General features: G+C 46.3%; 22 protein-coding genes. 12 read left to right on the top strand and 10 right to left on the bottom strand.

What is annotated here, in order from left to right:
• Positions 1 to 160 precede the first annotated feature (160 nt).
• Complete coding sequence (locus GF309_03345; GenBank protein ID MBD3157802.1) at positions 161 to 1,009, bottom strand: hypothetical protein; 849 nt, start codon at positions 1,007 to 1,009, stop codon at positions 161 to 163.
• A gap of 273 nt (positions 1,010 to 1,282) precedes the next feature.
• On the opposite strand from GF309_03345, the gene GF309_03340 reads away from it, so the two are divergent.
• A complete protein-coding gene (locus GF309_03340; protein MBD3157801.1) occupies positions 1,283 to 1,861 on the top strand; it encodes an NYN domain-containing protein in 579 nt (192 codons plus the stop codon).
• Positions 1,862 to 1,885: 24 nt separating this feature from the next.
• Here the strand turns inward: GF309_03340 and GF309_03335 are convergent, their stop codons facing one another.
• The 3 genes from GF309_03335 to GF309_03325 form a co-directional block, all read right to left on the bottom strand.
• Positions 1,886 to 3,001, bottom strand: a complete 1,116-nt coding sequence (locus tag GF309_03335) for a radical SAM protein (protein MBD3157800.1) — start codon at positions 2,999 to 3,001, stop codon at positions 1,886 to 1,888.
• Between the two features lie 128 nt (positions 3,002 to 3,129).
• Positions 3,130 to 4,758 (bottom strand): hypothetical protein, encoded by a 1,629-nt coding sequence (locus GF309_03330; GenBank protein ID MBD3157799.1) that lies wholly within the window; start codon positions 4,756 to 4,758, stop codon positions 3,130 to 3,132.
• Between the two features lie 255 nt (positions 4,759 to 5,013).
• Complete coding sequence (locus tag GF309_03325) at positions 5,014 to 6,180, bottom strand: hypothetical protein (GenBank protein MBD3157798.1); 1,167 nt, start codon at positions 6,178 to 6,180, stop codon at positions 5,014 to 5,016.
• Here GF309_03325 and purB point away from each other — a divergent pair.
• The 4 genes from purB to GF309_03305 all read left to right on the top strand — a co-directional run bounded on the left by purB (position 6,076) and on the right by GF309_03305 (position 10,739).
• Complete coding sequence (gene purB, locus GF309_03320; protein ID MBD3157797.1) at positions 6,076 to 7,470, top strand: adenylosuccinate lyase; 1,395 nt, start codon at positions 6,076 to 6,078, stop codon at positions 7,468 to 7,470. The genes GF309_03325 and purB overlap by 105 nt on opposite strands.
• Positions 7,471 to 7,495: 25 nt before the next feature.
• Positions 7,496 to 8,281 (top strand): hypothetical protein, encoded by a 786-nt coding sequence (locus GF309_03315; GenBank protein ID MBD3157796.1) that lies wholly within the window; start codon positions 7,496 to 7,498, stop codon positions 8,279 to 8,281.
• A gap of 39 nt (positions 8,282 to 8,320) precedes the next feature.
• Positions 8,321 to 9,088 carry an ATP-binding cassette domain-containing protein gene (locus GF309_03310; protein MBD3157795.1) on the top strand — a complete coding sequence of 256 codons (768 nt, stop codon included), beginning with the start codon at positions 8,321 to 8,323 and terminating at the stop codon, positions 9,086 to 9,088.
• Positions 9,089 to 9,530: 442 nt separating this feature from the next.
• Positions 9,531 to 10,739: an ABC transporter permease subunit gene (locus GF309_03305; GenBank protein ID MBD3157794.1), complete on the top strand. Its 1,209-nt coding sequence runs from the start codon at positions 9,531 to 9,533 to the stop codon at positions 10,737 to 10,739.
• Positions 10,740 to 10,769: 30 nt separating this feature from the next.
• On the opposite strand, the gene GF309_03300 is transcribed toward GF309_03305, so the two are convergent.
• From GF309_03300 to GF309_03290, 3 genes are all read right to left on the bottom strand, one after another.
• Positions 10,770 to 12,167, bottom strand: coding sequence for an amidohydrolase family protein (locus tag GF309_03300; protein MBD3157793.1), 1,398 nt, complete (start codon positions 12,165 to 12,167; stop codon positions 10,770 to 10,772).
• Positions 12,168 to 12,269: 102 nt separating this feature from the next.
• Positions 12,270 to 14,060 (bottom strand): PAS domain S-box protein, encoded by a 1,791-nt coding sequence (locus GF309_03295; GenBank protein MBD3157792.1) that lies wholly within the window; start codon positions 14,058 to 14,060, stop codon positions 12,270 to 12,272.
• A gap of 176 nt (positions 14,061 to 14,236) precedes the next feature.
• A complete protein-coding gene (locus GF309_03290) occupies positions 14,237 to 16,042 on the bottom strand; it encodes a PAS domain S-box protein (protein MBD3157791.1) in 1,806 nt (601 codons plus the stop codon).
• A gap of 181 nt (positions 16,043 to 16,223) precedes the next feature.
• Here GF309_03290 and GF309_03285 point away from each other — a divergent pair, with 181 nt between their 5' ends.
• Both GF309_03285 and GF309_03280 read left to right on the top strand, forming a co-directional pair.
• A complete protein-coding gene (locus GF309_03285; GenBank protein ID MBD3157790.1) occupies positions 16,224 to 16,760 on the top strand; it encodes a 4Fe-4S dicluster domain-containing protein in 537 nt (178 codons plus the stop codon).
• 2 nt (positions 16,761 to 16,762) lie between these two features.
• The gene (locus GF309_03280; protein MBD3157789.1) at positions 16,763 to 18,697 is read left to right on the top strand and encodes an aldehyde ferredoxin oxidoreductase; all 1,935 of its coding nucleotides are present in this window, start codon (positions 16,763 to 16,765) and stop codon (positions 18,695 to 18,697) included.
• A 5-nt stretch (positions 18,698 to 18,702) separates the two neighbouring features.
• On the opposite strand, the gene GF309_03275 is transcribed toward GF309_03280, so the two are convergent.
• Entirely contained in the window at positions 18,703 to 19,065 is a 363-nt protein-coding gene (locus tag GF309_03275; GenBank protein ID MBD3157788.1) for a hypothetical protein, read from the bottom strand.
• Positions 19,066 to 19,199: 134 nt separating this feature from the next.
• Here GF309_03275 and GF309_03270 point away from each other — a divergent pair, with 134 nt between their 5' ends.
• Positions 19,200 to 20,291: a 4Fe-4S dicluster domain-containing protein gene (locus GF309_03270; GenBank protein ID MBD3157787.1), complete on the top strand. Its 1,092-nt coding sequence runs from the start codon at positions 19,200 to 19,202 to the stop codon at positions 20,289 to 20,291.
• Between the two features lie 7 nt (positions 20,292 to 20,298).
• Here GF309_03270 and GF309_03265 read toward each other — a convergent pair whose 3' ends face one another.
• Together GF309_03265 and GF309_03260 are read right to left on the bottom strand one after the other, a co-directional pair.
• On the bottom strand, positions 20,299 to 21,486 hold the full coding sequence (locus GF309_03265) for a M24 family metallopeptidase (protein MBD3157786.1): 1,188 nt from the start codon (positions 21,484 to 21,486) through the stop codon (positions 20,299 to 20,301).
• 59 nt (positions 21,487 to 21,545) lie between these two features.
• The gene (locus tag GF309_03260; protein ID MBD3157785.1) at positions 21,546 to 22,424 is read right to left on the bottom strand and encodes a hypothetical protein; all 879 of its coding nucleotides are present in this window, start codon (positions 22,422 to 22,424) and stop codon (positions 21,546 to 21,548) included.
• A 96-nt stretch (positions 22,425 to 22,520) separates the two neighbouring features.
• Here GF309_03260 and GF309_03255 point away from each other — a divergent pair, with 96 nt between their 5' ends.
• Genes GF309_03255 through GF309_03240 form a run of 4 tightly spaced genes read left to right on the top strand, consistent with a single transcriptional unit; the run spans position 22,521 to position 26,583 of the window.
• Positions 22,521 to 22,829, top strand: coding sequence for a MoaD family protein (locus tag GF309_03255; protein MBD3157784.1), 309 nt, complete (start codon positions 22,521 to 22,523; stop codon positions 22,827 to 22,829).
• 7 nt (positions 22,830 to 22,836) lie between these two features.
• Positions 22,837 to 24,219, top strand: a complete 1,383-nt coding sequence (locus GF309_03250) for an amidohydrolase family protein (protein MBD3157783.1) — start codon at positions 22,837 to 22,839, stop codon at positions 24,217 to 24,219.
• The gene (locus GF309_03245; GenBank protein ID MBD3157782.1) at positions 24,212 to 24,703 is read left to right on the top strand and encodes a 4Fe-4S dicluster domain-containing protein; all 492 of its coding nucleotides are present in this window, start codon (positions 24,212 to 24,214) and stop codon (positions 24,701 to 24,703) included. Before GF309_03250 ends, GF309_03245 begins: the two co-directional genes overlap by 8 nt.
• On the top strand, positions 24,700 to 26,583 hold the full coding sequence (locus GF309_03240) for an aldehyde ferredoxin oxidoreductase (GenBank protein ID MBD3157781.1): 1,884 nt from the start codon (positions 24,700 to 24,702) through the stop codon (positions 26,581 to 26,583). The genes GF309_03245 and GF309_03240 overlap by 4 nt, the downstream gene beginning before the upstream one ends.
• Positions 26,584 to 26,622: the final 39 nt, after the last annotated feature.

Below are 26,622 nucleotides of genomic sequence, written 5' to 3'. Positions count from 1 at the left end.
TTTGTCTCGCAGTTTCGTTTTAGTATTTTGTGACCTGACATATTATTTGCTCAGTTGCCATGCATTTATTCATCCATTTCCATCAGCTGAAATCGGGCTTTTGAAAAAGGTGGTTGGAGCCTAATAATTCAGGACCGTCTCGATATATGCAAAGCCAATACTAAATCATCCCGAAATAGCGACTCTCAAAATTAGCAGGTACATATAGCAACCACCGTCGGTTGAGCTCCGTATCTGGACTATAACCATGGTCCGATTCAGAATCTCTCAATAAATACCGACGAGCTCCGTCAACCAATTCGAAAAACTTCTCCATAGTAGCAGCATCAAACATAGAATATGACGAGGAGTGATTCCTCAGCAAATCCAAAACAAATCCAACTCGTCGAATGAGATATTGGTTACCGCGATTTTCAAGAACTTCGAGTAACCTCCTTGGATTCAGCTTCATTCCAAGTAACGACAGCAGCAACTCTTTCCATCCACCACCATAGTCAATCCTATCTACACAGTCGACAAAGGTACGTTCTCGCGAGGATACTCTGACATTTTTTGTTCCCCTCCTAGCATTGATGATGAAAGAATCAGTATCCTTCACAACCACTGGGCGATACCGACGTTTGTAATATTCGAAAGGACGGAACCGTCTATTCTCGCTTTCTACACAAATATACACATCCCTATAGTACAGACTGTGGCCAAGTCCATAGTACTCAAGAGCCGTGTGGTATCCTAGAAAACCATGCGGCCGAACAACATGCCCAATCAGAAAGGGATCTGGGATACTCCGAAGCTCATTTCTGCTGGGGATGATAGCATGATAGATTCCCCTTCTTATGCTTCGTACCTTCCCTTGTTCCTGCAGAGGATAAAGATAGTTCTGGCGCAAATCTGCCCGATTAATGGATTCATCAATAACTTGCTTAGCAATCTCATGAGTTCTATCAAGGCTTGCCACTTCTTCATCTAGCATCTCGAAGTAGATTTGCTCTGTCTTGGTTCGCTTCATCTTTCACACTTTGTATCATAAGTTGGGTAAAAAGGGATATTACCGTATCGGAGGGTGAAAGAACGCTGTCTTAAACTTATAGATAATTGAGAGAGACGATTTCAGTAACAAAGATATGGGGACAGAATGAATAGACCAGAATGCAACGGATTTGAGAAGCAGACGTTGGTCTGACCGAACCATCAGAACACGAACAAAGAACCCTTAACTGTATAACCGAGTTATTATTTGCATTGAGCCGCTCTGGCGTGAGGTGAACCAGAAAGGAGCAATATGGTGGTGCTTGAGTTGGATCGAGCTGCTGTCCTTATCGACTTGGGGTATCTAGCTAAGATTCTCAAATATTGTTTTGGTGAACCACGAATCAACTTCGAGGAGTTCTCGGATCTGATCTGCGGAGATAAGGAGCGGCTTCGAACGTTCGTATATGATAGCAATCCGTATGTCAGCCCTGAGCCAACTGAAGATGAAAAAAACCGAGCGGCAAACCACGATCGGTTTGTGAAGAGTATCAACGGTTTGTCACGCTTCGAAGTCAGGCTGGGGAAAACTGCGCATAATCCACAAACCGGCAATTTTTTTCAGCGGGGAGTGGATGTGCTTTTCACTGTAGATCTTATGCGGCTAAGCTGGGACAAACAAATCAACACAGCATTCCTTGTAACAGGGGATAGTGATTTCATTCCTGCAATCATATCAGCAAAGAAAGCTGGCGTTCTAATCATCCTCTACTACAGGGATTGTTATGATCCACAGGGAAGACCCATGAGTCGTGCCACAGACGAATTGCTGGATGCATGCGATGAAACAAGACTGATAGAAGAAGAACTGATTGAAGATTGTAAATTCTGAAATCTATGGAAGCCTGGGATTGCTTTAGCTTACTGGTCTCCAGCATATCCCTAGCTCGTCTGCTTTGTCAAACACTCGCTGCATCTCTTGCCGATTCACTGGCCGAGCAATATCTGAAAATCGTTCCTGTTGGCGTGTCACCTTATGCTGCGGCCTGTACTGGCCCATGATATTCACCATACACTGGGGGATGTTCTCGGCAATCCACTCAAGGATAGGAATAGAACAGCAATCGACATGATTCGGCATCACAAGGTGTCTGACAATCACCTCACCTGAATCGTAGGCAATGGCATGATTCCTCGATACCACGTCAAAATACCTGGTCACGCCTGACAGACGATTTCCGCACTCGTTGTTTCCATACTTGAAATCAGGTAACCAAACATCAATGACATCGAAAAGCAGCTTCATGGTGTCTTCCGAGCAGTAGAGATTCGAGTTCCATAGCTGTGTAACATTGGATTCCTGGTGCTGCATTGAGGCGATAATGGTGTGAGTATTTGGAATAGGATCTCCGCCCACGTAATTGATATTGAGTGCACCATCATCATGAAGGCGTTCTGCAATGGATGCCACCCCCTCGGGGCTGACGGCTCTTCCATTGTTCGGATTGGTCGATATGTCGTAGTTCTGACAGAATACACAACCGAAACAGCAGGATGCAAAGAAGATGGTTCCGCTTGGAACAAGTGGTGCTTCTTCGCCGGTATGCAAAAACGCGGAAGACACCCGTGATTCTTCGCCAAGCTTACACCAGCCCTTCTCATCTTTGGTTCGATCAGCTCCACACTTACGCTCACAGAAATGGCAGTTCTGAAGGATTTGATAAGCCAGTTCAATCTTCAAATCCAAAAAGCTCTGTTCAGGTGGATTAGCTTGATTCTTTCGCTCTTCTCCTCCATCAACAACATCAATATAGTCTTGAAATTCTTCAGAAAGCTGGTCATGAACCGCCCAGAGCTGTTCTGTCGACTCGCTCAGGTCAACATCCGCTTCAACGTCTTTTGTCAGCAGATATTTTGCCCATTTTGAATCATCAATAATTGCTCTGTATCTGCTTAGTCGCTCTTTCGCATCAGGGTTGTTCCAGACTTTCCTTGAATCCGGTCTTGTGAAACGCCACATATTGGGTTCCATTTCTCCCAGAGTAATGATAAACCATCGGGTCAAACAACGGCGAAAACAATGTGATGAAAGTAAACAGCGATGCTGCTCAGAAAAAGGAAGAAAAGGGGGCCCAAATAGAGCCCCGTTTTGTGTTGATTCTACCGTTTCTTCATGTAGACAACAAGAGCGACTACTATAACAACAGCTCCTGCACCAACCAGAATAAACGGTGTGTAGTTGGCTGGAATCTCAACGGTAATGGACGCAGAACCAACCGAGCCATCAGCATTCTCAACTGATATGGTCAAGTTGTGCGTACCACCAGACAGAGCTGGCAGGTCCAACGAAAGATCCGTCGCTTGCCAATAGCGAGAGAAGTTGAAACTCTCTTCTGCAAGGACAGTTGATCCTTCAAGTATAGAGACTGTCGCAGGAGATTCGTGGTTCTCGTAGTACGCATTCCACATCTGAAGCTCCAAAGTCCCCGACTCAACTTGACCTAGTTCCACAAGGGGAGCATCGTAAGACCGCTGTACCCGGTAGATCCAGTAGTAGTAATCGGTGGTATTCTGGAATTTGGCTTCCCAAGCAATATCTCCCTCTGGAGTAACCTCTGTTAGAAAGATGGGATATGAGTATCCAGGAAAGGCGTTGCCCTTCACACCGAAAATGCCGAGTGTGTTTCCATTCGGAAGACGGTCCGCGTCACCGCCAGAACGTGGGAAGTAGTACACTGTATCATCTGGTGCGCTCCAGGTCCATGTCTCACGAACCGTGCCGGCGTCTTCATCAACTACCAGCTCAATGTACCGGGAATGACCATGTTCAGCAGCCATGGAGTCCGGATTGGAGTAATTGTACATGTCGTTATCGAACATCATGAAACGGTTTGATCCAATCCTCTCAAGGCTATGAGACTGGAACCACAAGCTATCGTTTACTTCGTTGCCATCCTCGTCAATGAGGGTGAAATCGCCATATTCACCAGCACCCCACTCAATCTCCTTCGTCTCAGTATTGATCTTGTAGAAGGTATTGAGGTTTCTGACATTGTAGTATACAGCATCGTTTTCCCAATCCCAGACAAGAGCATTCCCATGCATCCAGTCTGTCCTTCCATGGAACGTCTGGTTGATATCGCTATCATACATCGAGCTGTTGAATGGAAGCTGTTCGGTAGCATTCCAGTGCCATTTCACGTTTCCTTCTGCATCATAAATCCAGATGTCATCATAGCCAACTGGAAGACCATTCCACATCTCGTTAGATGATTCGTAGGTTAGAATCATGAACTCCTCGTCCACCGGATTGTAGACAAAATCGTGATGTCCGGAAGGAACGGGAAATACCTCTGATGTATTAGTAGCCATATTCCAAAATGAAAGGTTGTTGGGCGCTTCTGGAAGGCCGGCTTTCACAACAGTTGTGGAATTGATCAGTTTATTCGTAAGACCTCTGAAACCGGATTGATAGTATTCGATATCGCCGTCCATATCGATTGACATGAACCCAGTGTCAACAACGCTCCACCCTCGAGGCGATTCAGGATTCACCATGCACCGCGCAAGTGTGAAGATTGTATGTCCATCAATGGTCTTGTTTTCATCATGTTCTCGTATTTCAATAGCTTCTGTCAAGTTATTGTACAACGGGTCTTCTGCGTTGAATTGCAAGCCCGCAGGAGAAACAGCTCCTCGTGAGAATGAGGGGCTTATAGGTACCACAAGCATCGATAGAACAAAGACAGAAACTAGAACGAACTGAAGATGTCTCCTTGAATTAACCATTTGGCTTCACCCATTGACGAATCTTTGCACGTATTAAAAAACGATTGGAAAGACATGTTTTGCAAAGCGCACTAATCAATCCCCTTTCTATCCGTTCTACAAATTCAATTTGCGGGCAACATTCGGATGTCCTCAGGAAAAATTGTTACACGTGTTCTAAATTTTTGCTAAGAACATATTTTCTGGAAGGATCTTTGGAAAGCACGATGTCTTCACTTCAATACCGAGGCCGTATGGTGCCAAACATGTAGAAAATCATAGTAGTGCGATTGGGTGGTGTGTATCATTCTGTTCACGAACAAAACGAATGGTAGAAACAAGTGTTGCGATTCGTCTCGCAAGCCATTCTCCTGTAAGATTGCGGGTAGAACTCAGGAGATTGGGAGTTGCCACCATCTCCCTTCGAACTGGGGGTTCCGTCATGAATAGTCCATCGTCCCCAATAGTCTCCCGCGTAAAGTACCAGTCTTCAAATCCTTGAGCATCGGATGAATTTCGCTCCGGATGATTGAAGTTGTCAAAGCTCCCCCAGTTGAGAGCAAAAACTGCATCGGCATCAATGAATGCATCCTCGAAATCCTCAACTTCCGTAATCTCTGTTGGCTTGGCTTTCGCTATCTTTCTGGCATCTTTGTAAACCCGCCGCAAGAGCGAGAACTTCGATGGCGCGACGATCCGTACATTAGAGCCAAACTTAGCCGCAAGGGAAAGTAGGCTGTGAGCAGTGCTTGGAAGAACGAACCTGGATCCAAAAGCCCAGCTGATAGCTATATTCTTTCCCTGAAGGTCGACCAAGGCGGTTCTGAAAGCAGAAAGGACAGCCATTGCGCTCTGATGAGCATAAACGTCATCATGGAGGCTGATGAAATCAGCTTGGCTCTGCTTTGCCATCCGTTCAGTGAGCGCGCGACCATTGCCGAAGCTGTCTTTGCTCACTTGGGCGGAAAGAAGGACATCGGCTGCAGATGCTACTACTTCAGCTTCATCCAGTTGTTCTCGCGTTGAGAGTGTATAGGATTCAGGCCAAGTGAAATGAGAGGCGGTTCCTCCCAGTCTTCCAAGTGCTGCGTCTGCGATACCTCTCTCATAGTGTCCTTCATTGTGAAAGAGTGTACATCCCACAAGAGGGGATGCTTGAGAAGTCTCGTCTGAGAAACCTGTTTGTAAGAGCTGGTCAATTTCATTCAGAATCTTCAGTAGATTCCGAGTGCTCAGATTGAGGAAATTGGAATCATTCATGATATCAGCTCTGCTTGAGTTCGCACCAATCAAGTAAGACATCCAGTGTTTAGCAAACCATATCAAGGTGACGAACAGATGAATAGCATCGGGAGAGAGACCGGCTTGCCAGTAAACCCCATTGATTACGGAAGATATGGTCATCCAGACATGGTGCGCATTTTCGAAGAGGAATGCAGACATGCGACGTGGCTGAAAGTCGAAAAGACAGTTGCCATTGCCCAGGCGGATCTGGGCATCATTCCTGAGGAGGCGGCATCAGATATCAAGAGCACTGCACGGCCTGATATAGTGACATTAGCTCGCACAAAAGAAATCGAGAAGCAAACACGTCATGATGTGGCAGCTCTTTACGAAGCCATTGCTGAGAAATGCGAAGGGGCAGGTACTCGATGGGTTCACTTCGGGCTTACAAGCAACGATGTCAAAGACACAGCCAAGGCTCTGCAGATGAAAGCAGCATTTGAAGAACTGTTGATTCAAATCGAATCTCTCGGAAAAACCATCATCAAGCGGGCTGAAGAAACGGCCGGACTCCTAGCCGTTGGACGAACCCATGGGCAACATGCCGTACCAATCACATGTGGGCTTCGTTTTGCAGTTTGGCTAGATGAGCTTCGAAGACACTTTGAACGGCTCATATCAGCAAAAAAGCGAGCAATCGTGGGAAAAATCGCAGGTGCTACAGGAAGCCACGCAGCACTGGGGAAACAGGGATTGGATCTTCAGAATCAAGTACTCGAAGAACTCGGATTGGGTACACCAACTGCGACAACACAAATAGTGCAAAGGGATAGACATGCAGAAGCCATTCTTGTAGCATGCAACCTTGCCTCGACCATCGACAAAATTGCTACTGATTTGCGGAATTTGCAGCGGACAGAAATCGCAGAGACGTTTGAAGGGTTCGCCGAAGATGAACAGATTGGCTCATCTGCCATGCCCCACAAGAGAAACCCGATAACTTGTGAGAAGCTGAGCGGCCTGGCGAGAATAGTACGAAGCCTTGCATCTCCTGCACTTGAGACGGTAGTTAGCTGGGAGGAACGAGATCTTGCGAACTCTTCAGCAGAACGATTTGTCATTCCGCAGGCATTCATACTCGCCGATTACATGGTAAGAGAATTGAACCGCGTTATCGATGGTTTAGTCATAGATGAACAGGCTCTCGCCAAGAACTTGGAGAAGACCAATGAGAGAATCCTAAGTGAGCATCTTGTGACAACCCTCACGAGAGCAGGCTTTGACCGTCCTAAGGTCCATGAAATGCTCCGAAAGGCAGCCATCAAATCCAAGAACTCAGGCCAGAATCTTACGGACATAGTGAAAAAGAATGTAGAGGTGAGAGATCTTCTCAAAGAGTCTGGATTCGACGTTGATGCCTACTACAACTCCATTAGGGAGACATCTAGAGAAATCGTGAAAAGGGCCATTTCGCGATTCAATGCCGCAATAGCTGCGACAACAGAGTAAAAAGTATCTGGCAGAGGTAATGAAGATGAGAGAATCAATCATGTCCAATTTGCTTGTCACACTCACTCCAGCAGAAGGAAAGAGACTGATTGCGAAAGGATTGCTTGCAACAGACGAGGTACAATATGCTCTTGAAGAAAGCTACCTTTGTATTACTCTAGGCACAACTTCTGCATACTTGGTTGAGGAACTGGTCGAGGACTATGACAAGACGAGACATATCGCAGGGTTGACCATTCCCGACGGCCTTTGGGTAACCAAAGCTGAGAATCGCAACTCGGATCAAATTTTCCACAAAGGCGAGCGGCTTGAGGATACGAAGGTTGTAGACATTCTAGATGATCTGGGCCCAGATGACGTCATAATCAAAAGCGCAAATGCGCTGGATGTGAACAATGTTCCCGTCATACTTCTTGCAAGCAAAACAGGCGGATCCATCGGATCTTTCATTGGCGCAGTTGCGTCAAAGGGAATCGAATTGCTGATGCCGTTGGGACTTGAAAAATCAATCCCTGTCGCCTATGAGGAGTATAGTGCGTTGTTTGGCATGTACGAATGGGACCATGCGATAGGAACGCCTGTTGGAGCTATTTCTGTCCATGAAGGAACGCCATACACCGAAATCGACGCCCTAAGAACCCTCTTCAATGTTGACGCCATACCCATTGCAGCAGGCGGAGTTAACGGGGCAGAAGGGAGTACAACTCTTCATGTTGAGGGCAGTCCTACAGATGTGGAAGCAGCATATGAATTCCTTGAAGCAGAAATCAAAGGTGAACCCGCATTCCCAGCAATTCCTGACTTATACTAAAACTAAGCGCAAGAAAACGGCAGAAGAGACCTGAGAAGCATGAAGGACAAAGTCGCCATTGAAACAGAGGGAATTACGAAAATCTTCGAAGAGGGGAAGAAGCAAGAAGTGGTAGCCCTTGAGGATGTCACCCTTCAAATCAAGCGCGGCGAGGTTTTTGGGCTCTTAGGGCCTAATGGAGCGGGCAAGACCACACTCATTCGCATTCTTATTGGCCTTCTAACTCCAACTAAAGGTAACGCCTCAGTCCTTGGCTATGATGTCGTCAAGGAAATAGAGAAGATTCGACCACGTGTTGCCCTTTTGCCTCAAGAAGCTGGAATTTACGAAAGACTCACCGCGCGTGAGAATCTCGTATATTACGGGGGGTTATACGGCGTACCGGAAGAAGAGCTACAGAAACGTGCTGACCGGCTTTTGGATATTGTTGGACTTAGAGAGAAGGAAAACTACCAAGTAAAAGGATTTAGCGGCGGAATGAAACGCAAAGTTTTGGTTGCACGTGCTCTCATCACTGAGCCAGAAATCATCTTTCTTGACGAGCCAACAACAGGTATTGACACCATTGGAGCACGCATTGTCAGAAATCTGTTGAAGGAATTGAGTTCCGAAGAAAATAGGACCATCATAATGACTACACATGACCTTAATGAAGTAAAGCAGCTATGCCACAGAGTAGGAATTCTGAATGAAGGCGAGCTTGTGGCTACAGGAGCACCCGGTGAACTCGGTCAGAAATTCAAATCCGCAGATCTAGAAGAAGTCTATGTTGGATTGGTGACTGGTGAAGGTGTCTACCAAGAATAAGAATTTTCAATTTCTGTGCGCATAGGAAGCCCATCAATCACTTCAGGAAGGCATTGAAGGGTCGGATTTATTGGCTCGTATTTCATATTATGTGAGCTGACCGAGCTGGCGTCTGATGCATTCCGAAAAGTCAAATTCCGTGGATTTCTATTTAAGCAGGCATCCCAAACCAAAATGTTGCAAATCGTCACCAGCTCTTTTTTGTAGAAGCATTTTCAGAGTCGAAGCTCAGGTTTGCAAAGTAAAAAGGTATAATTCAGCATCTGTTGCGGAAGGAGGGTGCTGTAGGCCGAAGTACCGCCTGTCTTTTTGAGCAAGTAACTGATAGAATGATACCGCTGCCAAGGTACTACTTGAATGCCCCCTAGTTGAATCCGAGACTTTTTCGTAATCGTTATAGGACAGAAAGAAACCAAACTAGCTGAAGCTTTGGTGGCTAAGTTTGGGAAGAAAGAAAAAGAGAACAGGAACGAAAAGCATGTGGATGCTCAAGAAGGAAGTGAAGAGTGTCCTGAGGTCCCGCTGGCTCATTCTCGGATTCATCATAAGCCCACTTTTTGCCTGGTTATTTCAAGGAGCTTTTCTCTCGTTTATTGTTGCACAGACAACAGAGGAACCGGAAACCGTGTATATCACCATGCAGGACGGTGACGAATGGGGGCAAAGACTCTATGATAATATCGAGGGAAATCAGTCAGAGCTTCTCATAAAGGAGCTAATCAATGTAACACCTTCTGAAGGGCAGAATCTTGTTGAGAATCGGTCCGTATCAGTTTGGGTAGTGATACCTGAGAATTTCACAGAAAACCTTGAGCAACAGAATCGAAGTACGTTATCAATCTGGGTGAACACTGCAAACTACCGTGCTACTGCTGCTGCCGCACGAATCCAGAACTTCGCATCTAATGTAATAGACAAAATCAATGTTATTCGAAGGGTCGAGTTTGATTACTATAACGTAGCACCGGAAGCCACATACGGACATCAGCTGGCAATCTTTTTGGTTATGATTACATCAGTTCTTGCGCCATCGCCCTATGTTGGCAAATCATTTGCTGGCGAAAAGGAGCGGAATACCCTTGAGGCGCTGCTGGTTGTTCCTCTCAGTAGAATCAAGATACTGGCAGCCAAGCTGTTTGCTGGACTTCTACTAACTATGATCTATTCTGCGTTTACGATAATTGGAATTTTGGTTTACAACTTGTCAATCATATTAAGAGCAGCTGCTCTTCCGCCCCAACCTGCACAGTACTATACTAACCTTTACACCGTGAATGTAGCAACACTGCCACTCATATTCTTCTGCCAATTCTTAGTGCTTCTATGTGCCATCGGCATAGGGGTGGTCATTTCCTGCCTGTCAAAGGATCAAGCTACAGCGGAATCGATTAACAATCTGGTACTTCTAGTTCCGACCATGGTGATCGGAATCCTAGGGTTTACCGGAAGCGTAAATCAATATGGAGGGCTCTTCGGCCTATTTGTCCTAGCAATACCATTCAGCCATGCAATCATGTTCCTCAACGGTGTGCTGTCAGGAGCCGCCACTCCACTCAGTCTCTTGGGAAATGTAGCATATCTTCTTACATTCACAATCGTATTCCTCGTACTTGGAGCCAAGCTCTTCGAGAGAGAGGCAATTATCAGTTGAGAGGGTTTCTGGTACATCTTTAGCAGAAATCTATCTCGTTGGCCACTTTGGTTCTACGTTGATATCTGCTCGTTCCATCAAGTCGACAGCTCTGCGCCTTGCTCTTTGCTTCACAGCTTCTTCGTCTAATGTCAGAAGCTCCTTGTTTCGCATGAGGATTCGCCCGTTTACAAGTACGGTATCAACATCTGTGCCACTTCCAGAATATACCAAGTTCGACACTGGGTTTACACTTGGCGTGAGAGAGAGACCATCCATATCAACAAGGATGATGTCTGCCAGCTTCTCTTCTTCGAGCGATCCAACCTTATCTTCGATTCCCATTGCTACTGCTCCGCCAAGAGTCGCAATCTCAATAACATCCTCAGCACTCATAACGAGAGGATCATCAACGACTGCCTTATGCACCAGAGCAGCAAGGCGCATCTCTCGAACCATATCGTAGGTGTTGTTACTGGGCCCCCCATCACAACCAAGGGAAACGGGAATCCCACGTTCCAGCATTTCAGGGACCCTTGCAAATCCCGATGCCAGTTTCATATTGCTTGCAGGACAATGTGAGATATTGGTCTTGGTCTTCGCCAAGCGAGTCAGATCCTCGTCTGAAAGATGCACACCATGGGCAAATACCATGTCTGGACCGAGTAATCCCTGCTTTTCAGCAAACTCGGTTAATCCCATATCGTATTCATTCCGAACATACCTGACATCATCTTCGACTTCTCCGAGATGCATGGTCATTCGAGTATCATGCTCATCAGCAAGGCGAGTCACTTCCTTGAACAAACTGGGAGTGACTGCTCCAAGTGATCGTAAGCCGTACCATACCTGGATTCTCCCATCCGCTTTTCCATGCCAACGAGATAGCATCTCTTCCGTCTCATCTAGGCATTCATCTTTTTCCTCAACCATACCAGGATACATGATATCAGGACTATCTGCATAACCGGTTGAATCCATTATGATCTTTGAAAGGGCTGCTCTCATTCCGATTTCTTCGACGGCTTCTGCAATTCCGTTGAATCCATACCTTGTGTGAATCATACATTCTAGAAAAGAGGTTGTGCCTGTTCGAATCATTTCGGCCATGCAAAGCTCTGCAGAAGCACGTCCATCGTCTTCGGTGTAATTTCCCTGCAAAACCCAGACATACTTCTTCAGCCAATCAACGAGAGATACATCATCAGCCATACCACGAATCATAGCTTGGGCAAGATGGACATGTGTATCAATCAGGCCCGGCATGACCACCATGTTCTTGGCGTCTATCGTCTTCTCAGGCTTGTATCCGGAAAAATCCTCTGTTTTCCCAATCCATTTGATTTTGTTGCCCTCGATATAGACAGCTCCATCAGGAATGATTTCCCGTTTGGGATTCATTGTCAAAACGTAACCATGCTGAATCAGAGTAGACTCGGGAGTATTCATACAGCCACAACCTTCTTCCAGAAGGTCTTCACGCTATATCAGAACATAATGATTGTGGTCTATTGAAAAGCAGAATTAGCTTAGTACATCGGTCTTTGATGATTAGTTTGGGACGGCAAAAGCGATGCTTACCCGCAATCCTTTGCTATGTTCACCTTCAATTCGATCCTCAACACTCAGATGCGCATCATACTTGTCGGCCAATCTGTTGACAAGATGCAACCCAACACCACCAAATCGACGCTCTGAGTTGAAGAGGGCTACCTTCTTCTTGTTCTCAAGGCCGGGACCATTATCAGCTATGTGAAGGATGAATCGGCCGTCAGCCCGTTCACAAGACACCCAAATCCGGCTATCATCGCTCTTGTTGTGTTTAGCAGCATTCTCTAGAAGGTTCCATAAAAGGTGAGCAAGAGCACTATCTGCTTGGACAATAACACTATCGGGTAGATTCTCAGTTTGGACATCGATATCATATTCCCGCGACACCAATTTGATTTCGGATTTCAAAACATCAACTAGGTCAACGGGCTTCAGAGGCTCGGATTTGGCTGCTTCAGCATTTCTGATCTTTGTTATCAGTTCGAGACATCTGCTAGCTCCATCATTTACATAATTTCTCGCCTTAGCAATGATTTCGGGAGGGGAGTCTGAGCGACAAAGATCTGCTCCAGCTAGGATTAGCTGTAACTGATTCCCAATGTCGTGTAGAAGAAGATCTAGCAGGAACCGCACCTCTGCCTCTGCTTCTTTCAAATCTGAAATATCGGTAATAATCGCAAAGCTGCCTTGGTACTCATTTTTCTCAGCAAACAGAGGTGACGCAGAGACCATGACTGGAATAAGCTTCCCACTTTTGTGGACCAAATTAGCTTCATAATGTTCCGTTTCGCCTTTCTTTCGCCCATTCATCTTTTTCTTAGCAATCTTCGGTGTCCAGTTATGGAACAGTTCATGTGTTCCATGACCAACGATTTCGTCCCACGTCTTATCCGTCATTCGTAGGAGTTTCTCATTTGCGTATGTAACCACTCCGTTCTCATTGTCGATTCCAAGCCCGTCCTCCATAGTCTCCACGAGCGTTCTGTACTTCTGTTCGCTTCGTTCCAGAGCTCGCTTGCTTTCCTTCTCACCAGTAATATCGATGATTTGAGCAACTGTTTTGATGCCACCATCCCGACCTTTCATGGTTGTGCTTGTAATTCGAACATCTCGGGGAGTGCCATCACTATGGATCACCTGAAATTCGTAAGTTTGCGGAACTGTTTCTCCTCGCTGCCTTCGCAGGTATCGCTCCGTAACGAGATTCACGCTATCAGGATGGAGGAATTCTCTAAAATCGTGGTGGAGTATTTGACCACGGGTCCGGCCAATAATATCAGCCAGCCGGTCATTCAAATATTCGAACTTGAATTCATCATCAATAATGAAAATTCCACTCTGAGAATGTTCAACGATGAGCTCGAAAAATTGCTCCCGCTCTTTCAGTTTCTCTTCGACTCTAGTCCGATGGGTCATATCAATGGCATAGGCCAAGAATCCTTCTAGCCCGTCAGGAGAACGTATTTGCTGCGCATAGGTTTCTACAGGGATATGAACTCCATCTTTTCTGATGGCTCGGAGGGAAAGGGCTGTCGGTTCTGCTCCATTCTGTAGCTCGTCAAGCCCTTTTCGGACCAATCCCATTTGCTCAGGTGGGACAACCTCACTAATATTCATATCAGGTTGAGAATTGTTTAGATGAAGCAGTTGCAAAGCCGCTCTGTTTGCGTAGGTTATGTTGAAATCAACGTCAAAAGCAAGAACAGCCAATCGGAGACTGTCAGCAATGCCTCTGAAACGTTCGAACTCCTGGAATGTGAGCGAATCGGTTTGAGGTAGCTGGCTTGTCATTATTAGTGTCCAACGGTGGAGTAGTTAGTGGTATATTATCAACAGGGCAAGGGCACGTTTCGGCTTTAATATGTCTTTGTGATATTGCCCCCTTTGTAATGGCACGAAACAATCGAAGCTATTAGGAGGTCATACTCGCTTTCAAGTAATGATAGGTAATCCATCCTTCACTCGAGTCATTTCAACATCTGTTTTGCCGATTTAAACCGTATAGAAACCTCCAAGCCTTCACCAGGATTTCCTTTTATTCTGTCACAAACAGAAAGATGAGCACCGTATTTGGCTGCCAGCCGTCTTACTAGATACAGTCCAACACCTCCAAATTGCCTGCCTAACTCAAAGAGCTCTTTCTTTCCCTCTTCTTTCATCCCAATACCATTATCAGCTATCTTGAAAACGAACGTAGATCCTTCTCTAAATCCTTCGACCCATATTTTCTTGTTCTTGTGGGGATTATGTTTCACAGCATTCTCAAGAAGATTCCAGACCAAACTGGATACGGCTTTATCAGCTACAAGTGGGATTTCCTGCTCGAACCCGTCTAGTTCAACTTCGACGTCATACTGATTCCTTAAGATATTGACTTGTGATACAACAATTGAAGAGAAATCTACTGTAGGGGAAGAGGTGCTTTTACCAGTCTCGGATTGCCGAATCTTGGAGATTATCTCCAAACATCTCTTAGCGCCATCCAGCACATATTGCCGCCCTTCATCCACCATATCTGGATGGGTTTCCGGATCGCAGAAGCCAGTACCAGCTATAATCAACTGAAGCTGGTTTCCGATGTCATGCAGTAACAAATCAAGAAGAAATCGTGCCTCTGCTTCTTTCTCCTTAAGCTCAGAAATGTCAGTGAATATGGCCACGCTACCCAAGTATTCACCGTCAGAACCATGAAGAGGAGATGCTGAAATGAGAACAGGCAATAAATCACCGTCAGCTCTCAGCAAATCAGCTTCGTAGTGGTCAATCTCACCCTGTCTTCTGCGTCGCTTCCGTTCGATTTCATCGTCTCTGGAATGACCATGAAGAATGTCTGCTCCATTCATTCCCAGAAGGTCATCTAGGGAATACCCTAGCATTGAAGCAAGAGCTTGGTTCGCGTACACGATTTGTCCATCAGCATCATCCATTCCGAGACCGGAAACCATGCCTTCCACAAGAGAGCGGTATCTTCGTTCGCTTTCATAGAGAGCTTGTTCACTTTGTTTCTTGCCGGTGATATCAAGAATCTGAGCGACAGTTCGTATCGAGTTATCCTCGTCTTTCATTGTTGCACTTGTTATTTCTACATCTCTGATAGTTCCATCCTCTCTCACTATTTTGAATTCGTACGTGGTTGGAACATCTTCCCCGCGTTGTCGGCGTGCATATCTGTCTGAGACAAGAGTTATGCTATCAGGATGCAGAAATTCTCTGAAATCATGTCCTATAATCTCAGCCCGAGTACGGCCCAGAATATTGCAAAGACGTGCGTTAACATATTCGAAGGTATAGTTTTCATCAAGCACAACAATGCCTGAGGGAGAATACTCGACGACCAGTTCAAGCAGATTGCTATTGGGGGTATCCAAGGTCTTGTGTTCCCACTGGGACATATCTACAGCATACAAAAGGAAACCAACCAACGAACCATCATCTATGATTCTTTGAGCAGAAGCTTCCACGGGGATATTCACACCATTGGGACGTATCACTCGCAGAGAAAGTGATGGGGCTGCATTGTCCTGTGCAATTCGCATCAATGCACGATTTGTCAAATCGCGGTATTCCTTGGGAACGAACTGGTTGAGTGTGATTCCTTCTTCTATTGTATCGTTACTGACTCCAATGAGTTTTCTACCGGATTTGTTTGCCCAGATTAGTCTGAAATCGGTATCAATCTCGGCGGCTGGAAGCGCCTGATTCTCCATGATTTCTCGTAGACTCGCCATATTGGCTTTAGCAATCGGTCTGTAACGACGCGTTTCATTTGACATTGCGTATGCATCTTCCTATGCCGTCTATAGAGTTTAGGATACCGTAGGCAATTTGGAACAGCCAGACACTATCAATAATACTTTGCCATATAGCTAAACAGCTACCTTTTCTAAATAGAAACAACATGAAGATGAGTTGGATGGTTTACACCGGTTCATAAATAAAACAACTTAAAGGAGGATTGACAGAAAGAGAGAGGCGGGAATACCCAAAAAAAAGGGGTCGTCAATACTGAAAAAAGCTCTAGCTATCGACAACAGTCGCTGCACGGGTTGTAGGAACTGCGAACTTGCGTGTTCTGTTGAGCATACTCAAACGTTCAATCCGAGGCGTTCACGCATTCAAGTTCTAAAAAAGGAGAAGAGAGACATCATTATGCCAGTGGTTTGTCTCCAATGCGAGAATCCACTGTGTCAAGAAGCATGTCCAACTGGAGCAATCCATCGTAACGAAGAAGAAATTCTTACGGTGAATCCAAACAGCTGTATTGGATGTGGGAATTGTGTCAACGCGTGCATTTACGGAGGTATTGCGATAGACCCCATTACCCTCAAAGCGATAAAGTGTGATTTATGTGGAGGAAACCCTGCATGCGTAGAAGCATGTGAGTATGATGCCATCAGCGTGGTCACATTAGACGGTGATGGGCTAAGAGAGCGAGCACAAGGAGTAGGCGACCTAGCCAAGAAATATGGTTTGGTACGGGAGGAGGCCTGAAGATGGGATTTAGATACAAAGGATATGCGGGTAAATACCTCGACGTGGATCTTGACAAAGGTAAGGTCCACATCAAGGACATGGAAGAAGAGTGGGCCCTTTTGTATCTGGGCGGTACTGGTATTTCATCAAAGATACTATGGGATAGAACAGGTCCAGAGACACATCCGCTTTCACCTGATAATATCCTGATTGTAGGTACCGGACCCCTAACAGGAAGCATGTTCTCACCTTCAGGGCGGTTCATGTTCTCAGGAATGAGTCCACAGACAGGGATATGGGCTGAAAGCCATTCTGGAGGCTTCTTCGGTCCTGAGATGAAATACGCTGGATTCGATTTCATCATACTCAATGGTCGTTCACCAAACCCTGTATACCTGTATCTCAATGATGGCGACGCGGAGCTCAAAGATGCGTCAGACATGTGGGGGCGGGAAACAGACACTACAACGGATATGATTCGTGAACAACACAAGGATCCGTCGATTGAGACTGCCACCATCGGCCCAGCTGGTGAGAATGGAGTCCTCTATGGATGTATCATAGTCGATTATTACAGAGCTGCCGGACGTACAGGACTCGGAACTGTGATGGGCTCGAAGAATGTTAAGGCAATCGCGGCCAGTGGTGCTCTAGGTCTAGAAGCACATGATATGGATGCATATCTGGAAGCCAATGAGGAAGAACTGGCGAAGGTCAACGACGAGCTGTGGGAGAGCTCAATCGCGTCCTTGCGTAAGTATGGTACCACCGACCTAGTTGCGATGATTAATGAAATAGGCAGGTTGCCTACCAAGAATCACTGGACTGGGTTCTATGAAGATGCTGATGATATTGGGCCAGAAGTAATCGCAAATAAGTATCGAATCAATCAAGAAGCCTGTTATGGCTGTGGAATAGGTTGCAAGTATGTCTTTCGTGTTAAAGAGGGGAGGTTCTCTCGGGGACCAACAGGTGGGCCAGAGTATGAAACACTCATGGCTTTTGGCAGCAACTGTTTGAATAACGACATAGAATCCATCTTCCACTTGGGAACGCGATGTGACCTACTGGGCATGGATACGATTTCTGCGGGCAAGACGATTGGTTTCGCAATGGAGCTCTGGGAAAAAGGCATCATTGACGAAGAAGACACAGGTGGATTAGATCTTTCATGGGGCAACGTTGATGCGATGATTCAACTTGTGGAGATGATTGCTAGTCGGGAAGGTTTTGGTGAACTTCTTTCAAAAGGCACTCGACAAGCCGCAAAGGCAATAGGTAATGATGCGTGGAAATATGCAGTTCATGTCAAGGGGTTAGAAGCATCGGGACAAGATCCGCGTGCACATCAGTCGGTTGGACTCACGTACGCGACCAATGTGAGGGGTGCGGATCATCTGAGAAGTCTGTCAAGCTTGGAAGAACTGGGGTATCCTGAAGTTATCAATGCCAGATTTGGAAAGGAGAAATTCGAAGAAATCAGCAAAATAACATCTCCCGTGCACAAAGGTGAGGTTATCAAAGATATCGAAGACCTGTACGCACTGGTTGACTCAGCAGTCATTTGCAAATACGGTACAATGTGGCCGCCAATATACTACTTCGACACCTTCACCAATGTGATTCCCCCCTTAACTGGAATGAGCCAGTGGGGAGACCCTGAATTTGTTAGAACAGCGGCCGAACGGATATGTCATCTCAGAAGGGCATACAACCACAGGCTCGGAATAACTCGCGAACAAGAAACACTCCCAAGAAGATTGCTCAAGGAGCCCATGCCCACAGGACCTGCGAAAGGTGGTCTTCCTGATTTGGATTACATGCTCGATGAATACTATGAGCTGAGAGGATGTGACAAAGAAACAGGACTACCGAAAAAGGACAAACTCCGCGAACTTGGACTCGAGTATGTATATCATGACCTTGCCAGGCGAGGAATGATGCAAAGCTACTAGGAGATTCAGATTGAGCCTATTGCGTCTAGCTTAACTGAAGGCCTAGAGAATGTGCGATGTTCAACAACATAATCCAATGCTTCTTGGCTAAGATTTTCCTCGATATACTCTTCAAGCCACTGACGTACAAATGAAGTCTCATGGGAATGGCATCGAATTGCTGGAAGAATCCTATCAGTCAGAAAATTCAACAGCCCGTATAGCTCCTGTGCTATGGAGTGGTAGCCACCATTCCGCTCTTCACAGATATACCACGCCTTGTCAATAGTGTCTCTACAAAGCTTAGCGTCACTTTCTGAAAAGCCACTTTGGAGTAGACTATCAATGGTATCTGCAACTGTCTGTGGTGGTTTACGGTTGGTCCTCATAGTATTCCAATCCCCAGGGTGGTGGAGGGGAATCTTTCCATTGATAACTGTTTCGTCTCTCTTGTGTTTCCGTTTTTGAAATAAAGCAGTGAAACTGCAGGAAATCTTATTTCAACACGCGCAATAGCATACCTATGGCGGTACTGAAAACCAACGTGGGAGATTTAGAGCTCAGGAATCCAGTCTTAACAGCTGCTGGACCCAATTCGCGAAGCGGAAATGTGCTTCTCGAAGCGGCACGGGGTGGTGCTGGTGGACTCGTCGCAAAGACAGTAAGTATGGAAGCAGCTGAGGTGCCAAAACCAAATATCGCAGCTATTCGAAGGGGTATTCGTGGTTCTAAACAAGGACTACTCAATGCTGAATTATGGAGTGAGAAACCACTTGAAGACTGGTTGCGGGTAGAATACTCGAGGGCACTAGAAGCAGAGCTCCCGTTGATAGCGAGTATTGGATATACGCCGGAAGAAGTAGCCAAGATAGCGCCCCAAGTAGAAGAAGTAGGAGTTCATGGCATAGAATTCAGTACCCATTATGTTGGAGGGCATGAGGAAATCGCCAAGACACTAAATGAAGCAGTGGACATTCCAATCTTTGCCAAGCTGAGTCCAAAGGTAGACGTGGCAGAAGTAGCAAAATCAGTTGAACCATACGTAGACGGGATTGTTGCAATCAACACCTACGGACCTTGTCTCCATATAGATATTGAAACAGGCAGACCGCTTCTCGGAAGTGATGATGGTTATGGATGGATGAGTGGTGCAGCTCTGAAACCGATAGCCCTTCGATGTGTCGCAGATATTTCACAAGCGGTAGATATCCCGGTTATTGGGGTTGGAGGAGTAACTAGTGGGGAGGATGCCATCGAGTACTTCATGGCAGGAGCATCAGCGATTGAAGTCTGTACAGCGGCTATACTCGGTGGTCCTCAGGTTTATGGAAAGATAGTTGAGGAAATCGACGAATGGCTGAATGCACACAACTACGATTCGGTTTTGGATATTCATGGAATGGCTCTACAGGAAATCGAGAGAGCGACTCCACAACAACCTCCAGTTGTAGATATTGATACCTGCACGTTCTGTAGATTGTGTGAAAGAACCTGTGTATACGATGCAATCTCTGTCAGTCGAGAAGATGGTGATGTCCGTATTTCACCAGAGAAATGCCAGCAATGTGGAATGTGTATTTCCGTTTGCCCGGTACGGGCGCTGAGTTTCGAGTAGGACCATTTTACAGGAACAATAAATCGTCAAGTCCGGTGGTTAGGCGTTCCGCTCCCTGATCAGTAACAACGTAATCATTCTCAATCCGAACGCCGCCCACTGATTCGATGTATACACCAGGTTCTATTGCTACAACATTCCCTGATTCAAACGCGCTTTCGCGGTCATAGAGGAAAGGATATTCATGAACTTCAAGACCGATTCCGTGACCCAGGCCATGTGTCATCCCCTCTTTGGCTTCAGGGTCCAAGCGAGATGACTTGAAGCCATGTTTTTCTAGTGTCTTATAGCAAGCCATATTCACATCCTCGTCAATCATTGCTCCTGCCGCAAGGGTATCCTCAACAGCATGTAGTGCATCCACGACGGCATCGAACATCGCTTGCAGTTCATCATCAACCTCGCCTTTCACTATAGTTCGGGTTACATCCGCCACGTATCTATCCTCTTTGAGTCGGGGGAACACATCAATAATGATAGGTTCACCTGCTTTCAGAACATCGTCTAGATTGCCAAGATAGTGCCAATCGAATCCTTTCTGACCAACAGCAACAATGGAATCCTCGGCCAACTCCGCCCTGCGATCCAGGAGTGCGTGTTCAAGCTCTAACTTGATGTCACGTACTGTAAGCGGCTTCCCTTCAGACATCAATCTACTATTCTCACCTATCTCAGCATCCTTGATAGTTTGTACTATTTCCTTGAAGGCTGCAACCGTAGCTTCACCAGCTTTTCGTATTGCCTTGATTTCGTCGGCGTTCTTGGTTGCACGTCCGTTCTTCAGCAGATTTGGGACTACCTTGATATCCAAACCGATTTCTTGCAGCGCAACCAATGCATTACTGGGCAAGTGGTTTGGTACACCTACAACATCGCCATCAAAGAGTTTGTCGAAAATCTCGCCAAAGATTTGTTTTGGTTCGTTTGATGGTCTTTTGCCCTCTTTCATCATCTCTGTGTAGGTCTCAGTGAGGTCATAGGTTGCTTCAATGAAGCTTTGCTTTTTGATTCGCTCCAGTGTATTCGCTGCAGCTGCAACAACGCCATCTTGATCATGTTGTTTGAAGTAAATGATTGAATCAGGGGAGCGAAATCCTGTTAACCAGAAGATATCTGGAATTTCGAATGCGTTTCCTTTGGCAATAAGTGCATCAATATCACGGTCTTCCATTAGTTTGTCCAAGTCTTCGAGCAACCTATCTCACCGCTGCGAAATGGTCACTAGTAGACAATATGAAAAGACTTCTGATTAGCCTACAGATAACCTGTGATACGTGATTCAACCTCAGACCGTGACGGCATACCATAGGGGCCAATTGTTTCCAGATTGAATGATGCGCATCCGGCTGCAAAAACCCCGGAAGCAGGCAAATCACCTGTTCGTGAGTATTCCACAAGGAAACCAATTGAATAGGTATCTCCGCAACCTGTGACATCTACGATTTCTTTCGGGGGGATTGCTGGAATATCCACTTTCTCTGCAGGAGTATAGATGGTTGATCCTCGACGATTACGTGTAACAAGAAGGATGCATGGTCCCAGTTCCATGATGTGTTCTGCAGCTTGTTCTTCTTCAACACTATCTGTTGCATATTGCAGTTCTCGTTCATCAGCCTTTACGAGATCCACAAAAGGCAGAATGTCCGCCTTCTCGTTCCACTCCGTCAATTGTACTTGTTGGTCATGAATCTGACGAAGATATCCCTGTATATCAAGCGATACAAATGAAGCATGCTGCGCTGCCTTCTCAAGAAATGACACATTCACTTCGCCAAGAAGGGGGCAGCAATGTACAATGGTACCCGAAACATCCGCTTCATCAACATCAGCCCCTGTTATGTCAGGTGCCACTGCTTCCACAGATTGACTCCGGTTGCCTTCACTGTCATATCTGTTGACGAACCTCGTTGTTTGCCCCGATGTGCGGTGAAGCGCTGACAAGTTCAAACCAGAATCCTGCAATACACTCAGGTACTCGTCAAAATCATGACCAATCTTGCTGACTATACGAGTATGGGTTCCAATTGAGGGGGCAAGCATAGCATATGCAGTACCACCCCCAATAACCTCTCTCTTGATTTCTGGTGTGATGATAAGATCCCTGCTGAGATGGCCGACAACTGTCAATTCCATGAAGGGTCATTCCTACGATGAAGGGGACTGAGAGAAAGTGTCAATCAGCAACTGTTAAAATCATCTATTTCGAGGGCTAGAAGATGGATGGTACCAATGGCGAAAGTGACAGTCAAACTCTTTGCTACGGTTCGAGAAGCAGCAGGTACCGGAACTGTAGAGATGACAGCAGATACCATCGATGACCTCATCCGGAAGCTGAAGCAGAAATTTGGGGCGCGGTTCCAAGAGGTTGCAATTGATGAGGAAAGCGGACGCCTCAAACGTTTCTATTCATGCATGATAAACGGGAAAAGAATCGAGCTTCTCGATGGGTATAATACTCACCTCGAGGATGGTGACCGTGTCGCTGTATTCCCACCGGTAGGCGGTGGAACATCTCTAGTACAAAGAAGCATGGAGTGAAAGCAAGTTGAGTAATGAGGCCGACCTAGTAATCAGAAATTCCCGCCTTCTCTTAGAATCGGGATTGGTAAGAGGGGGCCTTGCAGTAAAGAATGGCAAGATTTCCGCCATAGCAACAGATGAGCATCTTCCAGAAGGTAAAGAGGTTATTGATGCCGAAGGAAACATAGTGATGCCGGGTTTGATTGATGCTCATGCACATATCCATGATTCTGACATGCTGAGCCATGAAGATTTCACCACAGGTTCACGGGCAGCTGCTGCAGGAGGGGTTACAACGGTCATTGATATGCCACTTGTAAGCCAAGTCGATACACCAGACGCCCTCAAGAAGAAAGTGGAAGCGGGTAAATCGATGTCCATTATTGATTTCTCGTTTACTGCGGGAATGATGTACTCCGAGAATGTCAAAATAGTCAGGCCAATGCTCGAAGAAGGAATAGCTGCTTTCAAAGCCTTTACCGGAGAACCGTTTCCAGCCGATGCTGGAGTAATGGTACGATTGCTCAGTGAAGCCTCCGAATATGGAGCTCAAATCACTGTGCATGCAGAAGACCCGGGAGTCCTCAGAGAGTTTTCAAGTGACATGGAAGGAGAATGGGACGCCCCGATAAGCCATTCACTTTCACGGCCAGTGATTGCTGAACAGCTTGCGATTTCTCAGCTTGTAGATATTGCGAAAAGAACAGGAGGGCATTTGCATATAGCACATGTGACTAGTGAGGTAGGCGTCAGGGAAATCGAAAGAGGGAGGAAAGATGGGGTGATGGTCACAACGGAAGTCTGTCCTCATCACCTGATGTTTCATAGAGATCAGATGAACAGGCTCGGAGTCAAGAGCAAGATGAATCCCCCTCTGAGAACCAAACGTGATAAATCAGCGCTTTGGTCAGCATTACTTAGGGGAACAATTGATATTACCGTGAGCGATCATGCACCCTGTCCAATAGAAAAGAAAGAAGCAGGAACACATGACATCAGAGAGGCCTGGGCAGGTGTAGATGGAACACAAATGATCCTACGTGTGCTTCTATCAGAGGGTATCAATAGGGGGAGGTTGCCTTATTCCACACTCTTGCATGTTGCTTCCAGAAATCCAGCAAGAATATTCGGCCTTTATCCGAAGAAGGGAGTACTAAGAATTGGATCTGATGCTGATTTGGTTATCATCAATCCAACCAAGAAGGAGAAGATAAACCCCGAAATGATGTTCTCGAAGTGCGGATGGACACTGTATGATGGTCTTGAAATGACTGGAGCTCCAGAAATGACATTCGTTAGGGGTGAAATGGTTTTCAAAGAGAACAGGACAACCATCAGACCAGGCCACGGAGAATTCCAGCAGATGGGACTATCAAATAAAAATCTAGGAGGAGCACATATTGGTTGAGCTAGAATTTGTGATAGGGGATCCTCGGGTTTGTACTGGTTGCATGATATGTGTTAACGTATGTAGCATGCGCTTCTTCAAGACGATAAGCCCCGCAAGATCTCGTGCAAGAGTATTACGAATAGAACCTGCTCTAGATTTCCCACTCTTCTGTAGGAACTGTGAGGATGCACCTTGTATTGACGCTTGTCCAGAGGGCGCTATTCGACGGACTAAGAAGGGGACCGTCATAATCAGTGAAGCAAAGTGCACAGGTACTGGAGATTGTGTGGAAGCCTGCCCGTACGCTGCGATAAAGATTAACCCAGATACAGGGAAGGCAATCAAATGCATTCAATGTGGCGAATGTGTTAGTCGGTGCCCAGTTGATGCCCTTCAAATTACAACTCGTGAGAAGCTTCAAGAAACGGACCCCGATGGAGAAATACTATCTCTCCATGATGAACATGCAGACATTCTATATGGAAAGGAGGAAACACCATGAAGGGAGTAGGTGGAGAAATACTTTGGATCGACCTCACAGAGCAAGAGATTGATGCTCGGCCGATTGAAGAATCGATGGTAAGGAAATTCCTTCTCGGAGCTGGATTCCTATCCAAGGTTCTCTTCGATCACATCCCAGCAGATGCAGACCCTCTCTCTTCAGAGAATGTTTTGGGAATAGCAACTGGTCTCCTAACAGGTTCGATGTTTCCTCAGGCATCTAGACATCTGGTTGCGGCTTTGTCCCCCCTAACAGGAATATGGGGAGAAAGCCATGCAGCTGGGTTCTGGGGCCCAGAGCTGAAAATGGCTGGATACGATGCTATCATCTTCAAAGGAATCTCGCCCGAACCAGTATACCTGAACATCCGAGACGATGATGTTGCGCTTGTCGATGCAAAAAATATCTGGGGGAAAGATGTTTTCGAAACCGACGAATTGCTTCACAAGCGACACGGAAAGAAATGTCGAATACTTTCAATTGGACCGGCAGGAGAAAACCTCGTTAGATTCGCCGCCATCATGAACGACAGAGACCGCGCATCAGCGAGATCAGGTCTTGGAGCAGTCATGGGCTCTAAGAAAGTCAAGGCAATCAGTGTGCGAGGAACCGGAAAAATCGATGTTGCAGACCCAGACAACTATCTCAAGGAAATGGATCGGTTCCACAAGAGGATGCTCGATAACCCCTTTACTCCTGAACGTGCAAAATATGGAACAACGAACCTTGTGGAAATGATGCAGGAAATCGGGAGACTGCCATCCTACAACTTCCGACAAGGGGTATTTGATGAATATGAGAAGATAAGCGGCCAGAAAATCTACGACGAGCACCTCGTAAAAGCGAGGGCAGATTGGTGTTGTTTGCAGCGGTGTGGTCGAGTGACTACGGTTCGTGAAGGACCATACAAGTATACCGGAGGAGCACCCGAGTTCGAGACACAGTCTTCTCTAGGTTCCAGATGCGGAAACGACAATGTGGAGTCAGTTCTGTTCGGTCATCACCTTGCAAACAAATATGGCATGGATACAATCTCTCTCGGTGGAACAATCTCCTGGGCGATGGAAGCATGGGACGAAGGACTTCTAACAGAAGAGGATACTGAAGGAATTGACCTCTCCTGGGGGAATGCTGAAGCCATAATCGAGCTTACAAAGATGATAGCTCACAGAGAAGGGTTTGGAGATCTCTTAGCAGAAGGGAGCGCGAAAGCTGCAGAGGAGATTGGGAGAGGAACCGAAAAATTCGTCATGGCAGTGAAGAAACAGGAAATAGCCGGTCAGGAACCCCGTGCCCAGAAATCCATGGGTCTTGCGGCTGCCACTGCGGCAAGGGGTGCGGACCATCTCTATGCATTTCCGGTCCTCGACGAAGCCGGGTTCGATGATGAAATCAGAGAACGATTTGGCGAGGAATATCTACCTGAAATGACTGATAGGCTCAATCCCAAGTACAAGGGCATCATGGTCAAAGAGTGCGAGGATTACATGGTAGTCGTGGAAAGTGTCGGGCTCTGCAAATACGGAACACAGATCCCCCCAGAGTTCTATTACCCTGCAGTATCCAAGGCCATTCAGATTCACAACGGTATAGAACTATCAGAGAAACAACTGAAAGAAATAGGAGAGCGAATAGTCAATATCAATAGACTGTTCAATGCCATGCGCGGCATAACGAGAAAGGACGATAGTCTGCCTAAGAGACTTACACAGCAAGCCGCGCCGACTGGACCGTCAAAGGGACAGACCGTAGAACTTGATGATATGCTGGAAGAGTACTACGAGGAACGAGGATGGAATTTGGAAAGTGGCTTGCCCACCAAGGAAACTCTAAGGCGTTTGTCTCTCGAAGAAGAGATGAAAAGAACCGGGCTTTGGTAATGTCATTTCTTTGAATATATGCCACCCGGGTTCACATAT

The organism is Candidatus Lokiarchaeota archaeon (assembly GCA_014730275.1).
In the GTDB taxonomy this organism is placed as follows: domain Archaea; phylum Asgardarchaeota; class Thorarchaeia; order Thorarchaeales; family Thorarchaeaceae; genus WJIL01.
Note: the sequence above shows the minus strand (reverse complement) of the source record. Positions and strands in the feature narration are given on the sequence as shown.